This window comes from Bradyrhizobium sp. KB893862 SZCCT0404 (genome assembly GCF_018130885.1).
Lineage (GTDB): Bacteria > Pseudomonadota > Alphaproteobacteria > Rhizobiales > Xanthobacteraceae > Bradyrhizobium > Bradyrhizobium stylosanthis.
This window is the reverse complement of record NZ_JAFCLT010000009.1, coordinates 275,543-291,279: the sequence shown is the minus strand read 5'-3', so window position 1 is coordinate 291,279 and position 15,737 is coordinate 275,543. Positions and strand designations below refer to the sequence as shown.

The window sequence follows — 15,737 nt, the reverse complement described above, 5'->3', positions numbered from 1 at the left end:
TGGGCGCCCCGCCGTTTCGCACACGGTTAAGTGATCGTGACTCCCGAGAACCCCCGGTCCTAGGCCCGCGTTGTTCCCGCGATCGCCATGGGGCGAGGGGTCGACAGCCATGTCACAGATTCAAAAGGTATTTTTGGGTGCCGTCGCGATTGCCGCGACGCTCGGCGCCGTCCAGGTGGGCGCCGTGCAATTGGCCTCCGGTCATGATCTGGCCGACCGCTGGCAGGCGGTCGCCGCCGACAAGCCGGCCCACAATATCAACCGGGCCGGCAAGGCCGACCGGATCACCGACATCAAGCCGGCCGCGGTTCCCACCCGCACCGTGTCGATGCGGCTGAACGACCTTGCCAATACGTCCGTGCTGCTGCGCGTCCCCGCCGTAATCGAGACCGGCAACGCCAAGCCGCCGCTGGTGCTCCAGAACCAGAAGAAGCCGCAGGGCCGCAACAAGCCGACGATCGCCTGCGAGCCGATGGTCAGCTCCCTGACCGAGGTCGCCAAGCTGCTTCAGCCCGGTCGCTGCGTGACCTGATCGCCCATCGCCCTTGGACGGGACCGCCTCTGCCGCTGGCAGGGGCTCACGTCCTCTTGATCCGATCTCTCATCGCGTTATATCCGGGCTTTCCCTCTTTGATTGACCGGGTAAACGCATGACGACGTCAGATACGGCTGTGCATACACAGCCCTTCCAGGCCGAGGTTTCCGAGCTTCTGCACCTCATGGTGCATTCCGTCTATTCGGAGACCGACATCTTCCTGCGCGAGCTCGTCTCCAACGCCTCGGATGCCTGCGACAAGCTGCGCTACGAGGCGATCGCCAATCCGGCGCTGCTGGGCGAGGGCGACGCCCTCAAGATCCGCATCATCCCGAACAAGACGGCCGGAACGCTCACCATCGCCGACAACGGCATCGGCATGGAGCGGCAGGAGCTGATCGACCATCTCGGTACCATCGCCCGCTCCGGCACCAAGGCGTTCGTGTCGAAGCTGAAGGAGGCCAAGGACGGTCTCGGCCTGATCGGCCAGTTCGGCGTCGGCTTCTATTCGGCCTTCATGGTCGCCGACAGGATCGTCGTCGTCAGCCGCCGTGCCGGCGAGAGCGACGTCTGGACCTGGACGTCCTCCGGCGGCTCCGGCTTCGAGATCGCCCGCGCCAGCGACGAGGAAGCCGCGCGCATCGCTCGCGGTACCGAGATCGTGCTGCACCTCAAGGACGATGCGAAGAAATATCTCGAAACCTACGAGATCGAGCGCATCGTCGGCGCTTACTCCGACAACATCCTGTTTCCCATCGAGCTCGTGCCGGAAGAGGGCGAGCCGCGCCAGATCAATTCGGCGAGCGCGCTGTGGCAGCGCTCGAAGTCCGAGCTGACGGCGGAGGACTACAAGAAGGCCTATCAGCAGATCGCCTCGGCCTTCGACGATCCCGCGATGACGCTGCACTACCGCGCCGAGGGGCGCTACTCCTACGCCGTGCTGCTGTTCGCGCCGTCGGCCAAGCCGTTCGACCTGTTCGAGCCGAACCGCAAGGGCCGCGTCAAGCTCTATGTCCGCCGCGTCTTCATCACCGACGACGCCGACCTCCTGCCGGGCTATCTGCGCTTCATCCGCGGCGTGGTCGACAGCGAGGATCTTCCGCTCAACATCTCGCGCGAGATGCTGCAGAACAATCCGCAGCTTGCCCAGATCCGCAAGGCCGTGGCGACCCGCGTCGTCTCCGAGCTCGAAAGCCTCGCCGACAAGGATGCCGAGAATTTTGCAAAGATCTGGGACGCCTTCGGCGCGGTGCTGAAGGAAGGTATCTACGAGGATTTCGAGCGCCGCGAAAAGCTGCTGACGCTGTCGCGCTTCACCACCACGACGGGCGAGAAGCGTTCGCTGAAGCAGGTCGTCGCCGATTTCAAGCCGAACCAGACCGAGATCTATTATCTCGTCGGCGACAGCATCGAGCGGCTGAAGTCCAACCCGCGGTTGGAAGCCGCAACCGCGCGCGGCATCGAGGTGCTGCTGCTGTCCGATCCGGTCGACGCCTTCTGGACATCGATGCCGACGGATTTCGAGGGCAAGCCGCTGAAGTCGCTGAGCCAGGGCGATCTCAATCTCGACCTGATCCCGCGCGTCGACGACAAGGACGAGGCGAAGAAGGACGAGCCCGTCGCCGACGAGGCCGCCACCATCGCCGTGATCAAGGCGGCGCTCGGCGAGCGCGTCAGCGACGTCAAGGCTTCGACGCGCCTCACCAGCTCGGCCTCCTGCCTCGTTGCCGACAGCCAGGGCCCGAGCCGCGAGCTCGAGCGCATCCTGTCGCAGCAGAACCGCGGCATGCGCACCAAGCCGGTGCTCGAGATCAATCTGCGCCATCCGATGGTGGCGGCGATCACCAGGGCCCAGGCCGGCTCCAACGCCGTCGACGATCTCAGCCTGCTCCTGCTCGAGCAGGCGCAAATCCTCGACGGCGAGCTGCCGGAAGATCCGGCGGCATTCGCGGCGAGGCTGAACCGTCTGGTGCTGCAGGGACTGGGCTGACGCACGTCTTGCCCTGGCGTCATTGCGAGGCCCGTCGCGACGATTATTCCGCCGCATCCTTCTGCTTGTCGACCGCTTCTTCCATCTCCGGCTTCTTCTCCATCCAGCGTGACAGCAGGTTGGAGAAGCGATCCAGGTAGAGGTAGACCACGGGAGTCGTGAACAGCGTCAGTGCCTGGCTCACCAGAAGTCCGCCGACCATGGCGTAGCCGAGCGGCTGGCGGATTTCGGCGCCTGTGCCAGTGCCTAGCATCAGGGGAACGCCGCCAAGCAAGGCCGCCATCGTCGTCATCATGATGGGGCGGAAGCGCAGCAGCGCGGCCTGTCGGATCGACTGCTCCGGCGTCAGGTGCTGCTCGCGCTCGGCGGCGATGGCGAAGTCCACCATCATGATGCCGTTCTTCTTGACGATGCCGATCAACAGGATGACGCCGATCAGCGCGATCAGGCTGAAATCGAAGCCGAAGATCATCAGGATCGCGATCGCGCCGACGCCGGCCGATGGCAGCGTGGACAGGATGGTCAGCGGGTGGATGTAGCTCTCGTAGAGCACGCCCAGCACGAGGTAGACCACGACCAGCGCGGCGAGTATCAGCATCGGCACGGTGCCGAGTGATTGCTGGAAAGCCTGCGCGGTGCCCTGAAAGCTCGTCGACAGTGTCGGCGGTGCGCCCATCGCGCCGACGGAGCGCAATACGGCTTCGGTGGCTTGGCCCAGCGCTACGCCCTCGGCGAGATTGAAGCTGATCGTCACCGCGGGAAACTGGCCCTGATGCGCGATTGCGAGCGGTCGGACCGGCTCATTGGTCCAGTTGCAGATCACCGACAGCGGCACCTGGTCTCCGGTCAGCGGCGACTTGATGTAGAGCTTCTCCAGCGTTTCGAGCCGGCCCTGCAGCGCCGGCGTGATCTCGAGCACCACGTGATAGCTGTTGGTCTGGGTGAAATATTGCGCGACCTGGCGCTGGCCGAAGGCGTCGTACAGCGTGTCGTCGATCAATTGCGGCTGGATGCCATAGCGCGCGGCGGTATCGCGGTTGATCCTGAGCTGCAACGTCGTGCCTTCGGTCTGCTGGTCCGTGGCGACGTCGCGGAGCTGCGGCAGTTCCCTCATGCCGGCCAGGATCTTCGGCGCCCATTCGTTCAGCTCGGCGAGATTGGCGTCCTGCAACGTGAACTCGAACTGGGTGCGGGTGGCGCGCCCGCCGAGCCGCACGTCTTGCGAGGCCTGCATATAGAGCCGGGCGCCCTCGACCTCGGCGAGTTTCGGCCGCAGCCGCGCGATGATGGCTTGCGCGCTGGCGTCGCGCTCCCCGATCGGCTTCAGCGTGACATACATGCGTCCCGAATTCAGTGCCGTCCCGCCGCCGCCGATGAACATGGCGATGGAATCGACGGCGGGATCGGCCTGCACGATGGCGTTGAGTTCCTCCTGCCGGCGCTTCATCTCGGTGAAGGAGATGTCCTGGGGCATCTCGGACACCGCCGTGAGGAAGCCGTTGTCCTGCTGCGGGAAGAAGCCCTTGGGGATCAGGATGAACAGCACCGCCGAGAGGGCGACGGTGCCGAAGAAAACCAGGAGCGTGACGAAGCTGTGCTTCAGCGCGAGGTCCAGGCCGCGCTCGTAGGCGCCGAGCAGGCGCTCGAACATCCGCTCGCTCCATTGATAGAAGCGGCCGTGCCGCGCCTCGTGATCGGCGCGCAGGAAGCGTGAGGCCATCATCGGAGTGAGCGTCAGCGACACCACGAGCGAGACGAAGATCGCCATCGAGAGCGTCACGGCGAACTCGCGGAACAGCCGGCCGATGATGCCGCCCATCAGCAGCAGCGGGATCAGCACCGCGACCAGCGAAATGCTGATCGAGACGATGGTGAAGCCGATCTCGGCCGCGCCCTTGTACGCTGCGGCGATAGGACTCTCGCCCCGCTCGACATAGCGCGTGATGTTCTCCAGCATCACGATGGCGTCGTCGACCACGAAGCCGACCGCGATCGTCAGCGCCATCAGGGACAGATTGTCCAGCGAATAGCCGAACACCCACATCAGCGAGCAGGCTCCCAACAGGGCCAGGGGCACGGTGATACTCGGGATGATGGTCGCCCAGAAGCTGCGCAGGAAGATGAAGATCACCATCACCACCAGCGCAATGGTGATCATGAGCGTGATCTGCACGTCGTCGACCGCGGCGCGGATGGTGATGGTGCGGTCACTGATGATCTTGATCTTGATCGCCGGCGGGATCGCCGCGATCAGCCGCGGCAGCTTTGCCTTGATGCGGTCGACCGTCTCGATGACGTTGGCGCCGGGCTGCTTGAAGATGACCAGGAATACGCCGCGCTTTCCGTCCGCCCAGGCCGCGGTCTTCATGTCTTCCGGCCCGGCCACGGCCTCGCCGATGTCGCGGACCCGCAAGGGCGCACCGTTGCGATAGGCGACGATGACGTCATTCCAATTCTTGGCTTCAAGCAGCTGGTCGTTGGCATAGATGGTGTAGGAGCGGCGCGGACCGTCGATATTGCCCTTCGGGCTGTCCGCGGTGGCGATCGCGATCTGGCCACGCACGTCCTCCAGCGACAGCCCCTTGGCGACGAGCTTGGCCGGATCGACCTGGATTCGCACCGAGGGTTTCTGCTGGCCGCCGACGAACACCTGCGCGACGCCGGGAATCTGGCTGATCTGCTGGGCGAGCTGGGCATCGGTGCGATCGCTGACGGTGGTCAACGGCAATGTGTCGGAGGTCGCCGACAGGATCATGATCGGTGAGTCCGCCGGGTTCACCTTGCGATAGGTCGGCGGAGAGGGCAGGTTCTTCGGCAGCTGCCCGCTCGCCGCATTGATGGCGGCCTGCACATCATTGGCGGCGGCATCGATCAGGCGGTTGAGATCGAACTGGATGGTGATCGAGGCCGAGCCGAGCGAGCTGGTCGATGTCATCTGCGTGATGCCGGGTATCTGCGCGAGCTGGCGCTCGAGCGGCTGCGCCACGGACGAGGCCATTGTTTCGGGACTGCCGCCCGGCAGCGACGCGGAAACCTGGATGGTCGGAAAGTCGACCTGGGGCAGCGGAGCAACCGGCAGCAGCGGGTAGGCCACGAGGCCTATGAACAGAATGCCCGCCATCAGCAATGAGGTGCCGATCGGATAGCGGATGAACGGAGACGAGAAGCTCTCTTGCATGCCCTGAGACCACGGTGGGCCAGCGCATCTTCCCTCCGCGCAAGGCGGAGCCGCGCCCGGAGAGCCCGAGCGCGAATGTGCGTTTCCTTCAGCCCATTTGTTTGTTGATTGCCCCGGAACGTCGTCGGTCCGGGGCCGGCGTTGTGCTCGAAAGACTAGTCCGTTCGCTGCGGCCTGCGAACGGATTCCTGCGCCGGGTGCTTGCAACCTTTGTCGGAGGTGTGCTGCTGCGAGTTATGCATTTTGCGCAGGCCGGAAACGAAGCGCTCCTGGGCCTTCGCATTGTTGCGGCGCTGTGTCTTATCGTTTTCGCCGCGCGTCACAAGCGGGAGAGGTATGAACAGGAACAATCGCTTCTTTCGCGCTGTTGTGCCATATCGAAATGGCATAACGCGTGCCGTTGCCACCGATTCGAGGATATGTCCGATGCGCCTGCCGATTTTGACCCTCACCGCGATTGCCACGCTGTTCGTGGCGGCGGACGCGCGCGCCCAGACCTATGATCCGCGCTATCCGGTGTGCATGCACGTCTACACGCCCGGCGGCTGGGGCGGTGGCGGCGACTATTATGATTGCTCATTCACCTCGCTGCCGCAGTGCCGCGCCACGGCGTCGGGCCGCTCCGCGAGCTGCGACCTCAATCCCTATTACGCCTTCGACGAACCGCCGCCGCCCCCGCGCAAGCGTTACAAGAAGCCGCAATACTGATCCGCGCGACGGCGGGCAGGAGCATCCGTCATGCGTAGCTCATTCGGTCTGATGATGGTTGCCGGCGCGCTGCTGATGGCCGCGCCGTCGCATGCGCAGACCTTCGATCCCCGCTATCCCGTCTGCATGCACGTCTATTCCGGTGCGAGCGGCGGCGGCGGGGAGTGGTACGACTGCTCCTTCACCTCGCTGCCGCAATGCCGCGCCACTGCGACCGGCCGCGCCGCGACCTGCGATCTCAACCCGTATTATCCGGTGAACGTGCCGCAGCCGCGTCGCTATCGCAAACCGGACAGCCGCTAAAGCCTCGCCAATTCCACCGTCGTCTCGCGCCTTCGTGGTTGTGCCAGATCAAAGAGCGCAGCTGCGATCTCTGACACTCTCCACTTGAAGCCCGACATCAGGAGTCCGGCATCATGCCGGCCCCTTCGATCGGGCGCATGAGGCGAGGAGATATCCATGAAGACGCGTATCGTTGTCGCGCTCGTCGGCGCGGCCCTCGGTGTGATCGCCGTGTCCCGACCGGTTCGCGCGGACGTGATCGCGCGTTACGAATGCAGCACTGCCGGCTTCTACAGCCAGGAGCCGATCGGCGACCGCCCCGACCATAATCTCGTGGTTCAGGACTACGTCTGCGTCGGTGTCGAAGGCCTGCTCAAAGGTGCGGTTTACTCCGCCTCCAATGCGGTGGAATGGGACGGGCCGAAGGCGGCCATCGTGTTTGGCGGCGGCGTGCACCGGATTCCGGGTGGACGCGTCGTGACCCAGCTCATTGAGGGCTCCGCTCAGGCCGTGATGAAAGACGGAAAGCCTGTCGGCGTGGAGTCATCGGGCAAGGGCCTCGTCAAATTCGCGTCAGGCCCGTACGCGGCCTTGAGCGGCAAGACGGTCAGGTTCGTGACGACGACCATCAATCCGATCCGGTTCACCCTCGAGTTCACGACCGAGTAGCGGGCAGTTGGCCGCTCGCTACTCTTTCCTGATCCCCGACAGCTCCACCACCTTGCGCCAGCGGTCGGTCTCCGCCGTCAGCATGCCGCCGAACGCGCCGGCGTTGCCGTGCAGCGGGATGGCGCCGAGCTCGGCGATGCGGGCCTTGATCTCGGCGTCGGAGAGAGCGGTGTCGATCTCGCGATTGAGCAGGTCGAGGATCTCACGCGGCGTGTCGTGGGGCGCCCCGACGCCGTAGAAGGATGACGTCTCGTAGCCTGCAAGCGTGTTGGCGATCGGCGGCACGTCAGGCAGGATCTCCGAGCGCTCGCGCGTGGTGACGCCGAGCGCGCGCAGCTTGCCCGCGCGCACCAGCTCGAAGGACGAGGTGACGTTGTCGAACATGCCCTGGATCTGGCCGCTCATCACGTCGGTCAGGCCCGGCGCCGAGCCGCGATAGGGTACGTGGGTGAACTGCACGCCGGCCAGCGACTTGAACAGCTCGCCGGACAGATGCAGCGAGGTGCCGATGCCGGAGGAGGCGATCGACATCTTGCCGGGATTGGCCTTGGCGTAGGCGATGAAGTCGGCGACGCTCTTCGCCGGCAGATCGTTGTTGACGACCAGAACCAGCGGAATTCGCGCGACACCCGCGACCGGCGCGATGGTCTTGGCGAAATCATACGGCAAGGCGGGATCGAACGAGGCGTTGATCGCGTTCGCGGTCGAGGTCAGCAGCAGCGTATAGCCGTCGGGCGCCGAGGTGATCACCGCCTGCGTCCCGATATTGCTGCCGGCGCCGGGCTTGTTCTCGACCACGAAGGTCTGGCCGAGCCGGTCTGACAGGCGCTGGCACAGCAGCCGCGACAGCACGTCGGTCGCCCCGCCCGGAGCATAGGGCACCACCCATTTCACGCTGCGCGAGGGATAGGAGGGATTGCCGATCGCAAAGGCGCGCGGCGCGGCGAGCACGGCTGCGGCACCGGCGGCGGTCTGAAGGAAATGTCGTCTGGTGATCATGATGCCGGCTCTCCTTCTTCCTTCTCCCCTTGCGGGAGAAGGTGGCGCGAAGCGCCGGATGAGGGGTCCCTGTCCGCACCCGAGTTCGCGGATAGAGACCCCTCACCCGTCTCGCCGCCGTGCGGCGAGCCACCCTCTCCCGCAAGGGGAGAGGGTAGCGCGCTGTTGTCGTCGCTCTGCTATCGCAAGAACCGCGTCGCCGCGCACGCCGATCCCTTTGGCTTGGTAAAGGATGGCTAGAGTTAATCGTGCACTAACCGGCTTTTACCTTGTCTCTTAACACCTGGGCAGGCGCCGTGGACTAAGCTGCCGAGAGCAGCAGACACGTTCCGAAAGAATGAACGGCATGACCATCGGCGTCATCGAGCAACCGAAAGCCGCGCGCGCGCCTTCGGCGTCAAAGATCTGGCTGAAGGCCATCGAGCTCACCGCGCGGATCGAGACACTGCCGGGCCGGCTGTTCGCCGACGTCGTCGACGATTGGGCGCGGCGTCAGCCCGACCGCATCGCGCTGGTCACGGATGATTCAAGCCTGGACTATGAGAGCCTGTCGAAGCGCATCAACCGCTATGCGCGCTGGGCACGTTCGCTTGGTGTGGCCAAGGGCGATACCGTCGCGCTGATCATGCCGAACGGCATCGACTATCTCGCCGCCTGGCTCGGCATCAGCCGCGTCGGCGGCGTGGTCGCGCTGATCAACACGAAGCTGGTCGGACCGTCGCTCGCGCACTGCCTCGATGTCGCAAGGCCCCTGCACGTCATCGTCGCGCATGATCTGGTCGAGACGCTGGAGAGCGCGAGGCCGCATCTGAAGACCGAGATCAAGATCTGGACCCACGGCGATGCCCGCAGCGAGCGCGCCATCGATGTCGCGCTGGCCGCGCTCGACGACACCCCGCTCGCAGCCGGCGAGCATGGCGACGTCACCATCGACGACCGCGCGCTGCTGATCTACACCTCCGGCACGACAGGCCTGCCGAAGGCGGCGAGCATCAGCCATCGCCGTATCCTCAATTGGGGCTTCTGGTTCGCCGGTCTCACCGGGGCCGGACCGCAGGACCGGCTCTACGATTGCCTGCCGCTGTTCCACTCGGTCGGCGGCATCGTCGCACCCTGCAGCATGCTGGCGGCCGGCGGTTCGGTGGTGGTCGCGGAAAAATTCTCGGCGTCTAATTTCTGGTCCGATATCGTGCGGCACGACTGCACGCTGTTCCAGTATATCGGCGAGCTCTGCCGCTATCTGCTCAAGGCACCGCCGTCGGAATACGAGAACCGGCACCGCCTGCGCCTCGTCTGCGGCAACGGCCTGCGCGGCGACATCTGGGAGGACTTCAAGGGACGCTTCGTCATTCCCCGCATCCTCGAATTCTACGCCGCGACCGAAGGCAATTTCTCGCTGTTCAATGTCGAGGGCCAGCCCGGCGCGATCGGCCGCATCCCGCCGCTGCTCGCGCACCGCTTTCCGGCGAGCCTCGTCAAGCTCGATCCCGACAGCGGCGCGCCGCTGCGCGACGAACAAGGCTTCTGCATCGCCGCTGCGCGCGGCGAGGCCGGCGAAGCCATCGGCCGCATCGGCACCGCGGACCAGGGCGGAGGCCGCTTCGAGGGCTATACCGATGCCGGCGAGACCGAGAAGAAGGTTCTGCGCGACGTCTTCGCCAGGGGCGATGCCTGGTTCCGCACCGGAGACCTGATGCGGCTCGACGACAAGGGCTTCTTTCATTTCGTCGATCGCATCGGCGACACCTTCCGCTGGAAGGGCGAGAACGTGGCGACGTCAGAGGTCAACGACGCCGTGCGCGATTTCACCGGCGTCATCGACGCCACCACTTACGGGGTCAGCATCTCCGGCGCCGACGGCCGTGCCGGCATGAGCGCCATCGTGGTCAACGAGGGTTTCGACATCGAAGCGCTGCCGGCGCATCTGGCGCAACGCTTGCCGGCCTATGCCCGTCCCGTCTTCATCCGCATCTCCAGCGAGCTCGATGCCACCGAGACCTTCAAGCAAAAGAAGGGTGAGCTGGCGCGCGAGAGCTTTGATCCCCGCGCGATCTCCGATCCGCTGTTCATGCTCGATCCGAAGTCGGGTGCCTACGTCGCCCTCGATGCCGAGGCATATGCAAACATCCTCGACGGCTCGATCCGGCTCTAGCCGCGCGAAAATGCAGAGATAGGTCCAATTTTATCTGAATTGTCCAAGAGGCCATTTACTTCTGTCCGGTAAACACACGGGCAGGGGAGCGGTCATCACAAGCCGCCGCAAGAAACACGATCGATTAACCAAGAACGAGGCGAGCCAGCCATGTCGGTACGGTCCAAGGTCATTGAAGCGATCCAGCAGATCGCCAAGGAACAGCACGTTACGCTTCCCGCGCTCTCGGACGATCTGTCCCTGCACGAGACGGGTTTTGACTCGCTCGCCTTCGCGATCCTGGTGGCGCGTCTGGAAGACGAGACCGGCGTCGACCCCTTCACCATTTCCGAGGACGCCGCGTTCCCCGCCACTGTGGGCGATTTCGTGCGGGCCTACGAAAATGTCCCCGCGTGAGATCTTTGCACTCCGCGACCATCTTGGCGCGGAGCTGAAAGGCCGAACGATCTCGGATGCGCACGACGTCGTGTCGCTGACCGATATCCTGTCGCACACGGTCCTTGGCGCTCGCCTGCACGAACTGTCCGGCCGCGCCGTGCTGCTGAAGCTGTCCGATCAGTTGCGGTCGGGCCTTGCCATGATCGAGCTCGACGGCATCGCCCGTCGCATGCTGCTCTGTCCGCCCGATCTCAACCCGGCGCATATCGAGGCGCTGATTGCGGATGCCGGGATTGATGCCGTCGTCACCGACGAGCCCGACCGCTGGTCGGCGACCGGCGTGCCGCTGGTCGTGACCGCGCAACTGCCGCTTCAAGCCACCGCGCCTGCCCGGACCGAGCGCGCCACCGAATGGCTGATGCTCACCTCGGGCACATCAGGCGTGCCTAAGATCGCCGGCCACACGCTGGAAGCGCTGACCGGCGCGATCGTCGCCGAAGGTCCCGCGAAGGGGCCCGCGCCGGTCTGGGCGACGTTCTACGACATCCGCCGCTATGGCGGCCTCCAGATATTCCTCCGCGCCGTCCTCTCCGGCGGCTCGATGGTGCTGTCCGATCCGCATGAAGCGCTGGCCGATCACGTCACGCGGCTGAATGCGCGCGGCGTCACGCACATTTCCGGCACGCCCTCGCACTGGCGCAAGCTGCTGATGAGCGGTTCGGCCGCGCAATTCGCTCCCGGCTATGTCCGTCTCTCCGGCGAGATCGCCGACCAGGCGGTGCTCGACGGCCTCAAGGCCGCATTCCCGAATTCCTCCGTCGGCCATGCCTATGCCTCGACCGAGGCCGGCGTCGGCTTCGCCGTCAATGACGGGCTGGAAGGCTTTCCGGCGAACTATCTCGGCAACCGCAACGGCGTCGAGATGAAGGTCGTGGACGGCTCGCTGCGGATCCGTTCGACGCGCACGGCCCATGCCTATATCGGCCGCAACGCGGCCGCGCTCACCGACGACGACGGGTTCGTCGACAGCGGAGACATTGTCGAGCTGCGCGGCGACCGCTATTATTTCGTCGGCCGCCGCGGCGGTATCATCAATATCGGCGGGCTGAAGGTTCATCCCGAGGAGATCGAGGCGGTGATCAATCGCCATCCGGACGTGCGGATGTCACGGGCGAAATCGCGCAAGAGCCCGATCACCGGCGGCATCGTCGTCGCCGACGTGATTCTTGCCGATGGCACCGACCAGGCGCGCGTGAAGGAGATCCGTGACCGGATCCTGGAGCAGTGCCGCGCCCAGCTGGCCTCCCACAAGGTGCCGGCGGTGATCCGTTTCGTCGAGGCGCTCGACGTCACCCCGGCCGGCAAACTGGCGCGCACCGATGCATAATGTCCTCGTCACCGGCGGCAGCCGCGGTATCGGTCTTGCTATCGGCCAGCGCCTCGTCGGCGCCGGCTACAATGTGATCGCGGCGGCGCGGCGCGAGAGCGACGAGCTCAAGGCCGCCATCGCGGCGTCCGAGGGGCGCCTGCATTTCCGCGCCTGCGATCTCGCCGTGATCGACGCCATCCCCGCGTTCGCGAAACTGGTGCGGGACGAGTTCGGTCCTATCTACGGCCTCGTCAACAATGCCGGCCTCGGCACCGAGGGCCTGCTCGCCACCATGCACAATTCCGAGATCGAGGCGCTGGTGCAGCTCAACGTGCTGTCGCCGATCATCCTCACCAAATATGTCGCGCGGCAGATGATGGCTGACGGCGCCGGGCGCATCATCAACATCTCCTCGATCATCGCGACGACGGGCTATAACGGCCTGTCCGTCTACGGCGCGACCAAGGCCGCCGCGACCGGTTTCACCCGCTCGCTCGCGCGCGAGGTCGGCAAGCTCGGCATCACCGTGAACGCAATCGCGCCCGGCTTCATCGACACCGAGCTCACGCACAATCTCTCAGACGAAGGGCGCAAGCGCATCGCGAGCCGCAGCGCTCTGCGCCGTCTGCCGGAAACGGATGACGTCGCACGCATGGTCGAATACCTCCTGGGCGAAGGCGGCCGCAACGTCACCGGCACCGTGTTCACGATCGATGCCGGGAATACGGCGTAGCGGAACCGCTCTGCCACAATTGCGTTGATCCGGCGCAATGACAGCCAGCCGGATTTGGTCGTAAGATGCCCCGCAATCGATTGGGTTACGTCAATCGATCTGCCCTAATCGAAGGGGAGCAGTCGATGGCCGCTTCAAACATGACCGCTTCAAGTCAGGGCCGCACCGAGCCGTCGCGTGGCAAGCCGGACGATGTCCGCTGTCCGCCGATGTCGCATCAGAATTCGGGGGCTCACGGTCACGAGATGTATCCGCAGCAATTCGTGCGTCTGGTCGGGTGCCACGACGTTCCTGTCTCCACGCTGCGCAAGCGCCAGGACGAGAAGCTGCACTAGCTCCGATGCTGCTTCGGCAGATCAATCCGCTCGTGTGAGAATTCCGGCGGCCCTTCGGTGAGGCGGCGGATGCGGCGCTCGCGCTCGTCCTCAGGCAAGGCCGGATCGAGCAGCCCCTCGATCTCGTGCACCGCGATCTCCTCGATCCGGGTGGCGTCCGATGCGATCGTTTGCGCCGGCGCCGACGCGGCGGGCGCGATCTTCAGGCCGAGCTCGACCAGCTTGCAGATGGCCTCCGAGCGCGACAGGTGATGAGCCTCGGCCCAGGCATCGACAGTGGCGGTGAGCATCTCCGGCATTTTGACCGCACTGATCGCCTCGTGCCCCGCGCGCCGGCGTGCCCGTGAGCTGGAGTCCTTGCTGCCGAGATCAGACACCCCGATCGTCCCGTGCCACCGTTTCAGATGGATCGAGCGTAGACCTCATCCGCGGCCGGCGGCTTGATGCCGATCAATGACGAAGTGCGGCATTGCGGCGCGGAGCGATCTTGTTGTTCGGCTTCATTTCGGCCAATGATCGGGAATCGAACCCGGATCGATCCTGCCACGTATCTCGTTCGGATACGCGTCCCAACCACCCGGCATCACCCGATGACATCAGGCGAATCCTTCTACGGCGGCATTCCGGTCTTCCGCGGCTTCACCAGCCTGATGGACCCCGCGCTCTATGCGCCGCTGCCGGACGACTGGAGCATCGGTGTCGCTGATATCGTCGATTCCACCAAGGCCATCGCGGCGCAGCGCTACAAGGCGGTCAACATGGCCGGTGCGGCCGTGATCGCGGCGGTGACGAACGCCCTGGAAGGACGCGAATTTCCCTTCGTGTTCGGCGGCGACGGTGCGAGTTTTGCGGTCGCGCCTTCGGATCTCGATGCCGCGCGCGAAGCGCTCGCCGCGACCGCCACCTGGGTGCGGGAGGATCTCGAACTGAAGATGCGCATCGCGCTGGTGCCGGTCAGCGCCATCCGCGCGCAGGGCCTCGACGTGCGCGTCGCGCGTTTCGGTCCGTCGGCGAACCTGTCCTATGCGATGTTCTCCGGCGGCGGCCTCGCCTGGGCCGACGCTGCCATGAAGCGCGGCGAGTTCGCGGTCGCGGAAGCGCCGGCCGGCACCCAGCCTGATCTGTCAGGCCTGTCCTGCCGCTTCGAGGTGATGCCGTCCGCGCGCGGCCTGATCCTGTCGGTGCTGGTGATGCCGGCGCGCGGCGCCGATCCGCATGCCTTCCGCCAGGTGATCGAGGACATCATCCATCTCGTCGAGCGCAGCCCGGACGGTGGCCGTCCGGTGCCGCCGCAGGGGCCGCCCTTGAAATGGCCGCCGCAGGGACTGGAGTTCGAGGCCCGCACCAGGCGCGGCGGTCCGCTGCTGGCGCGCAGGGCCAGCGTGCTGGCCTACACCTTGTTCGTCTACCTGATCATGCGCTTTGACCTCAACGTCGGCGGTTTCGTGCCGAACGTCTACAAGCGTCAGGTGGTCGAGAACTCCGATTTCAGGAAATATGACGACGGCCTGCGCATGATCCTCGACTGCACTCCGCAGCTCGAGCGCGCGTTGAGCGATCGTCTCGCCGCCGCCGCGCGCGACGGCATCGTGCGCTATGGCCTCCACCGCCAGGATGCCGCGATGATGACCTGCTTCACGCCGTCGGCGCTACGCAGCGACCACGTGCATTTCATCGACGGCGCGCGGGGCGGCTATGCCTCGGCGGCGACGGCGCTGAAGGCGATGATGGCGTAGTGATCCCGTGTCCCGGACGCGCTGCAACGCGTAGCGTTGCTGCGCAGAGCCGGGACCCACATCTCGGCGTCGTAGCGTGCTGCTTTTCTGGGTCCCGGCTCTGCGAAGCAGCGCTTTGCGCTGCATCGCGTCCGGGACACGAGAGATCAGAACTCAGCGCCCCGTGCGCGTCCAGCTCTCGCCGCCGCAGAGCGCGCCGACACAGCCTTCGACCCGCAGCGAATCCGCACCGGTGACCGTGACGCTGCTGGCATAGGTGCTGCCGTCATCGGCATTGTAGATCTGGCCCGACCATTTGTTCGGACCTGTGGGCTGCATGCCGCTGAACAGCGGCAGGCCGATCATCGGGCGCTTTGCGAGCGCGGGATTGGGATTCTTGCTGTCGGAGGCGGGCTGGCCGGTCGCCGTGTCCATGGGCTCGCGCAGCCAGACGATGTGGCCGCAGATGCCGCCGCCGCACTTGCTGATCTTCACGCGCGCATCGCCGGCCTGGGTGAGCCAGGTCCCGTCGGCGCTCTGCGCATGCGCGGCGCTCGCGCCGAGCAGCGCAGTCAGGATGACGGAGAGGATGGCGAATCTGCTGAACATGGAGAGGCCCCGAAAATGCAGGCGCCTCCATAGCAGCCCGGCAGGATAGTGCAACGCCGGATTGAATCACATTCCTGCGCGTGAT

At 65.3% G+C, this 15,737-nt stretch carries 15 protein-coding genes; 11 read left to right on the top strand and 4 right to left on the bottom strand.

What is annotated here, in order from left to right; genetic code table 11:
* The first annotated feature begins 109 nt into the window (after positions 1-109).
* Positions 110-532, top strand: coding sequence for a hypothetical protein (locus tag JQ617_RS31175; protein ID WP_212029648.1), 423 nt, complete (start codon positions 110-112; stop codon positions 530-532).
* Positions 533-650: 118 nt separating this feature from the next.
* Positions 651-2,525, top strand: coding sequence for a molecular chaperone HtpG (gene htpG, locus JQ617_RS31170; protein ID WP_212029647.1), 1,875 nt, complete (start codon positions 651-653; stop codon positions 2,523-2,525).
* Positions 2,526-2,568: 43 nt separating this feature from the next.
* On the opposite strand, the gene JQ617_RS31165 is transcribed toward htpG, so the two are convergent.
* Positions 2,569-5,703, bottom strand: coding sequence for a multidrug efflux RND transporter permease subunit (locus JQ617_RS31165; protein ID WP_212029646.1), 3,135 nt, complete (start codon positions 5,701-5,703; stop codon positions 2,569-2,571).
* 426 nt (positions 5,704-6,129) lie between these two features.
* Between JQ617_RS31165 and JQ617_RS31160 the strand changes: the two genes are divergently transcribed.
* From JQ617_RS31160 to JQ617_RS31150, 3 genes are all read left to right on the top strand, one after another.
* Positions 6,130-6,411: a DUF3551 domain-containing protein gene (locus JQ617_RS31160; RefSeq protein ID WP_145656494.1), complete on the top strand. Its 282-nt coding sequence runs from the start codon at positions 6,130-6,132 to the stop codon at positions 6,409-6,411.
* A gap of 30 nt (positions 6,412-6,441) precedes the next feature.
* Complete coding sequence (locus tag JQ617_RS31155; RefSeq protein WP_212029645.1) at positions 6,442-6,714, top strand: DUF3551 domain-containing protein; 273 nt, start codon at positions 6,442-6,444, stop codon at positions 6,712-6,714.
* Positions 6,715-6,870: 156 nt separating this feature from the next.
* Positions 6,871-7,362: a hypothetical protein gene (locus tag JQ617_RS31150; protein WP_212029644.1), complete on the top strand. Its 492-nt coding sequence runs from the start codon at positions 6,871-6,873 to the stop codon at positions 7,360-7,362.
* 18 nt (positions 7,363-7,380) lie between these two features.
* Here JQ617_RS31150 and JQ617_RS31145 read toward each other — a convergent pair whose 3' ends face one another.
* On the bottom strand, positions 7,381-8,361 hold the full coding sequence (locus tag JQ617_RS31145) for a Bug family tripartite tricarboxylate transporter substrate binding protein (RefSeq protein ID WP_212029643.1): 981 nt from the start codon (positions 8,359-8,361) through the stop codon (positions 7,381-7,383).
* Between the two features lie 337 nt (positions 8,362-8,698).
* On the opposite strand from JQ617_RS31145, the gene JQ617_RS31140 reads away from it, so the two are divergent.
* The 5 genes from JQ617_RS31140 (at position 8,699) to JQ617_RS31120 (ending at position 13,328) form a co-directional block, all read left to right on the top strand.
* Positions 8,699-10,513 carry a long-chain-acyl-CoA synthetase gene (locus JQ617_RS31140; protein WP_212029642.1) on the top strand — a complete coding sequence of 605 codons (1,815 nt, stop codon included), beginning with the start codon at positions 8,699-8,701 and terminating at the stop codon, positions 10,511-10,513.
* A 150-nt stretch (positions 10,514-10,663) separates the two neighbouring features.
* Positions 10,664-10,909, top strand: coding sequence for an acyl carrier protein (locus JQ617_RS31135; protein ID WP_015688794.1), 246 nt, complete (start codon positions 10,664-10,666; stop codon positions 10,907-10,909).
* On the top strand, positions 10,896-12,278 hold the full coding sequence (locus tag JQ617_RS31130) for a class I adenylate-forming enzyme family protein (RefSeq protein ID WP_212029641.1): 1,383 nt from the start codon (positions 10,896-10,898) through the stop codon (positions 12,276-12,278). The genes JQ617_RS31135 and JQ617_RS31130 overlap by 14 nt, the downstream gene beginning before the upstream one ends.
* On the top strand, positions 12,271-12,993 hold the full coding sequence (locus JQ617_RS31125; protein ID WP_063686915.1) for an SDR family NAD(P)-dependent oxidoreductase: 723 nt from the start codon (positions 12,271-12,273) through the stop codon (positions 12,991-12,993). Before JQ617_RS31130 ends, JQ617_RS31125 begins: the two co-directional genes overlap by 8 nt.
* A 125-nt stretch (positions 12,994-13,118) precedes the next feature.
* The gene (locus JQ617_RS31120; RefSeq protein WP_145656486.1) at positions 13,119-13,328 is read left to right on the top strand and encodes a hypothetical protein; all 210 of its coding nucleotides are present in this window, start codon (positions 13,119-13,121) and stop codon (positions 13,326-13,328) included.
* Here the strand turns inward: JQ617_RS31120 and JQ617_RS31115 are convergent.
* A complete protein-coding gene (locus JQ617_RS31115; RefSeq protein WP_502754902.1) occupies positions 13,325-13,705 on the bottom strand; it encodes a hypothetical protein in 381 nt (126 codons plus the stop codon). The two genes, JQ617_RS31120 and JQ617_RS31115, sit on opposite strands and share 4 nt — an antisense overlap.
* 213 nt (positions 13,706-13,918) lie before the next feature.
* Between JQ617_RS31115 and JQ617_RS31110 the strand changes: the two genes are divergently transcribed.
* Positions 13,919-15,064, top strand: a complete 1,146-nt coding sequence (locus JQ617_RS31110) for a DUF3095 domain-containing protein (protein ID WP_212029640.1) — start codon at positions 13,919-13,921, stop codon at positions 15,062-15,064.
* A gap of 153 nt (positions 15,065-15,217) precedes the next feature.
* Here JQ617_RS31110 and JQ617_RS31105 read toward each other — a convergent pair whose 3' ends face one another.
* On the bottom strand, positions 15,218-15,652 hold the full coding sequence (locus tag JQ617_RS31105) for a DUF2147 domain-containing protein (protein ID WP_063686921.1): 435 nt from the start codon (positions 15,650-15,652) through the stop codon (positions 15,218-15,220).
* Positions 15,653-15,737: the final 85 nt, after the last annotated feature.

Excerpts from the sequence above, each read along its gene's own strand:
- JQ617_RS31165 (WP_212029646.1), bottom strand. The coding sequence starts at position 5,703 with ATGCAAGAGAGCTTCTCGTCTCCGTTCATCCGCTATCCGATCGGCACC.
- htpG (WP_212029647.1), top strand. The coding sequence starts at position 651 with ATGACGACGTCAGATACGGCTGTGCATACACAGCCCTTCCAGGCCGAG.
- JQ617_RS31175 (WP_212029648.1), top strand. The coding sequence starts at position 110 with ATGTCACAGATTCAAAAGGTATTTTTGGGTGCCGTCGCGATTGCCGCG.
- JQ617_RS31120 (WP_145656486.1), top strand. The coding sequence starts at position 13,119 with ATGGCCGCTTCAAACATGACCGCTTCAAGTCAGGGCCGCACCGAGCCG.
- JQ617_RS31125 (WP_063686915.1), top strand. The coding sequence starts at position 12,271 with ATGCATAATGTCCTCGTCACCGGCGGCAGCCGCGGTATCGGTCTTGCT.
- JQ617_RS31150 (WP_212029644.1), top strand. The coding sequence starts at position 6,871 with ATGAAGACGCGTATCGTTGTCGCGCTCGTCGGCGCGGCCCTCGGTGTG.
- JQ617_RS31135 (WP_015688794.1), top strand. The coding sequence starts at position 10,664 with ATGTCGGTACGGTCCAAGGTCATTGAAGCGATCCAGCAGATCGCCAAG.
- JQ617_RS31140 (WP_212029642.1), top strand. The coding sequence starts at position 8,699 with ATGAACGGCATGACCATCGGCGTCATCGAGCAACCGAAAGCCGCGCGC.
- JQ617_RS31160 (WP_145656494.1), top strand. The coding sequence starts at position 6,130 with ATGCGCCTGCCGATTTTGACCCTCACCGCGATTGCCACGCTGTTCGTG.
- JQ617_RS31130 (WP_212029641.1), top strand. The coding sequence starts at position 10,896 with ATGTCCCCGCGTGAGATCTTTGCACTCCGCGACCATCTTGGCGCGGAG.
- JQ617_RS31145 (WP_212029643.1), bottom strand. The coding sequence starts at position 8,361 with ATGATCACCAGACGACATTTCCTTCAGACCGCCGCCGGTGCCGCAGCC.
- JQ617_RS31110 (WP_212029640.1), top strand. The coding sequence starts at position 13,919 with ATGACATCAGGCGAATCCTTCTACGGCGGCATTCCGGTCTTCCGCGGC.
- JQ617_RS31105 (WP_063686921.1), bottom strand. The coding sequence starts at position 15,652 with ATGTTCAGCAGATTCGCCATCCTCTCCGTCATCCTGACTGCGCTGCTC.
- JQ617_RS31155 (WP_212029645.1), top strand. The coding sequence starts at position 6,442 with ATGCGTAGCTCATTCGGTCTGATGATGGTTGCCGGCGCGCTGCTGATG.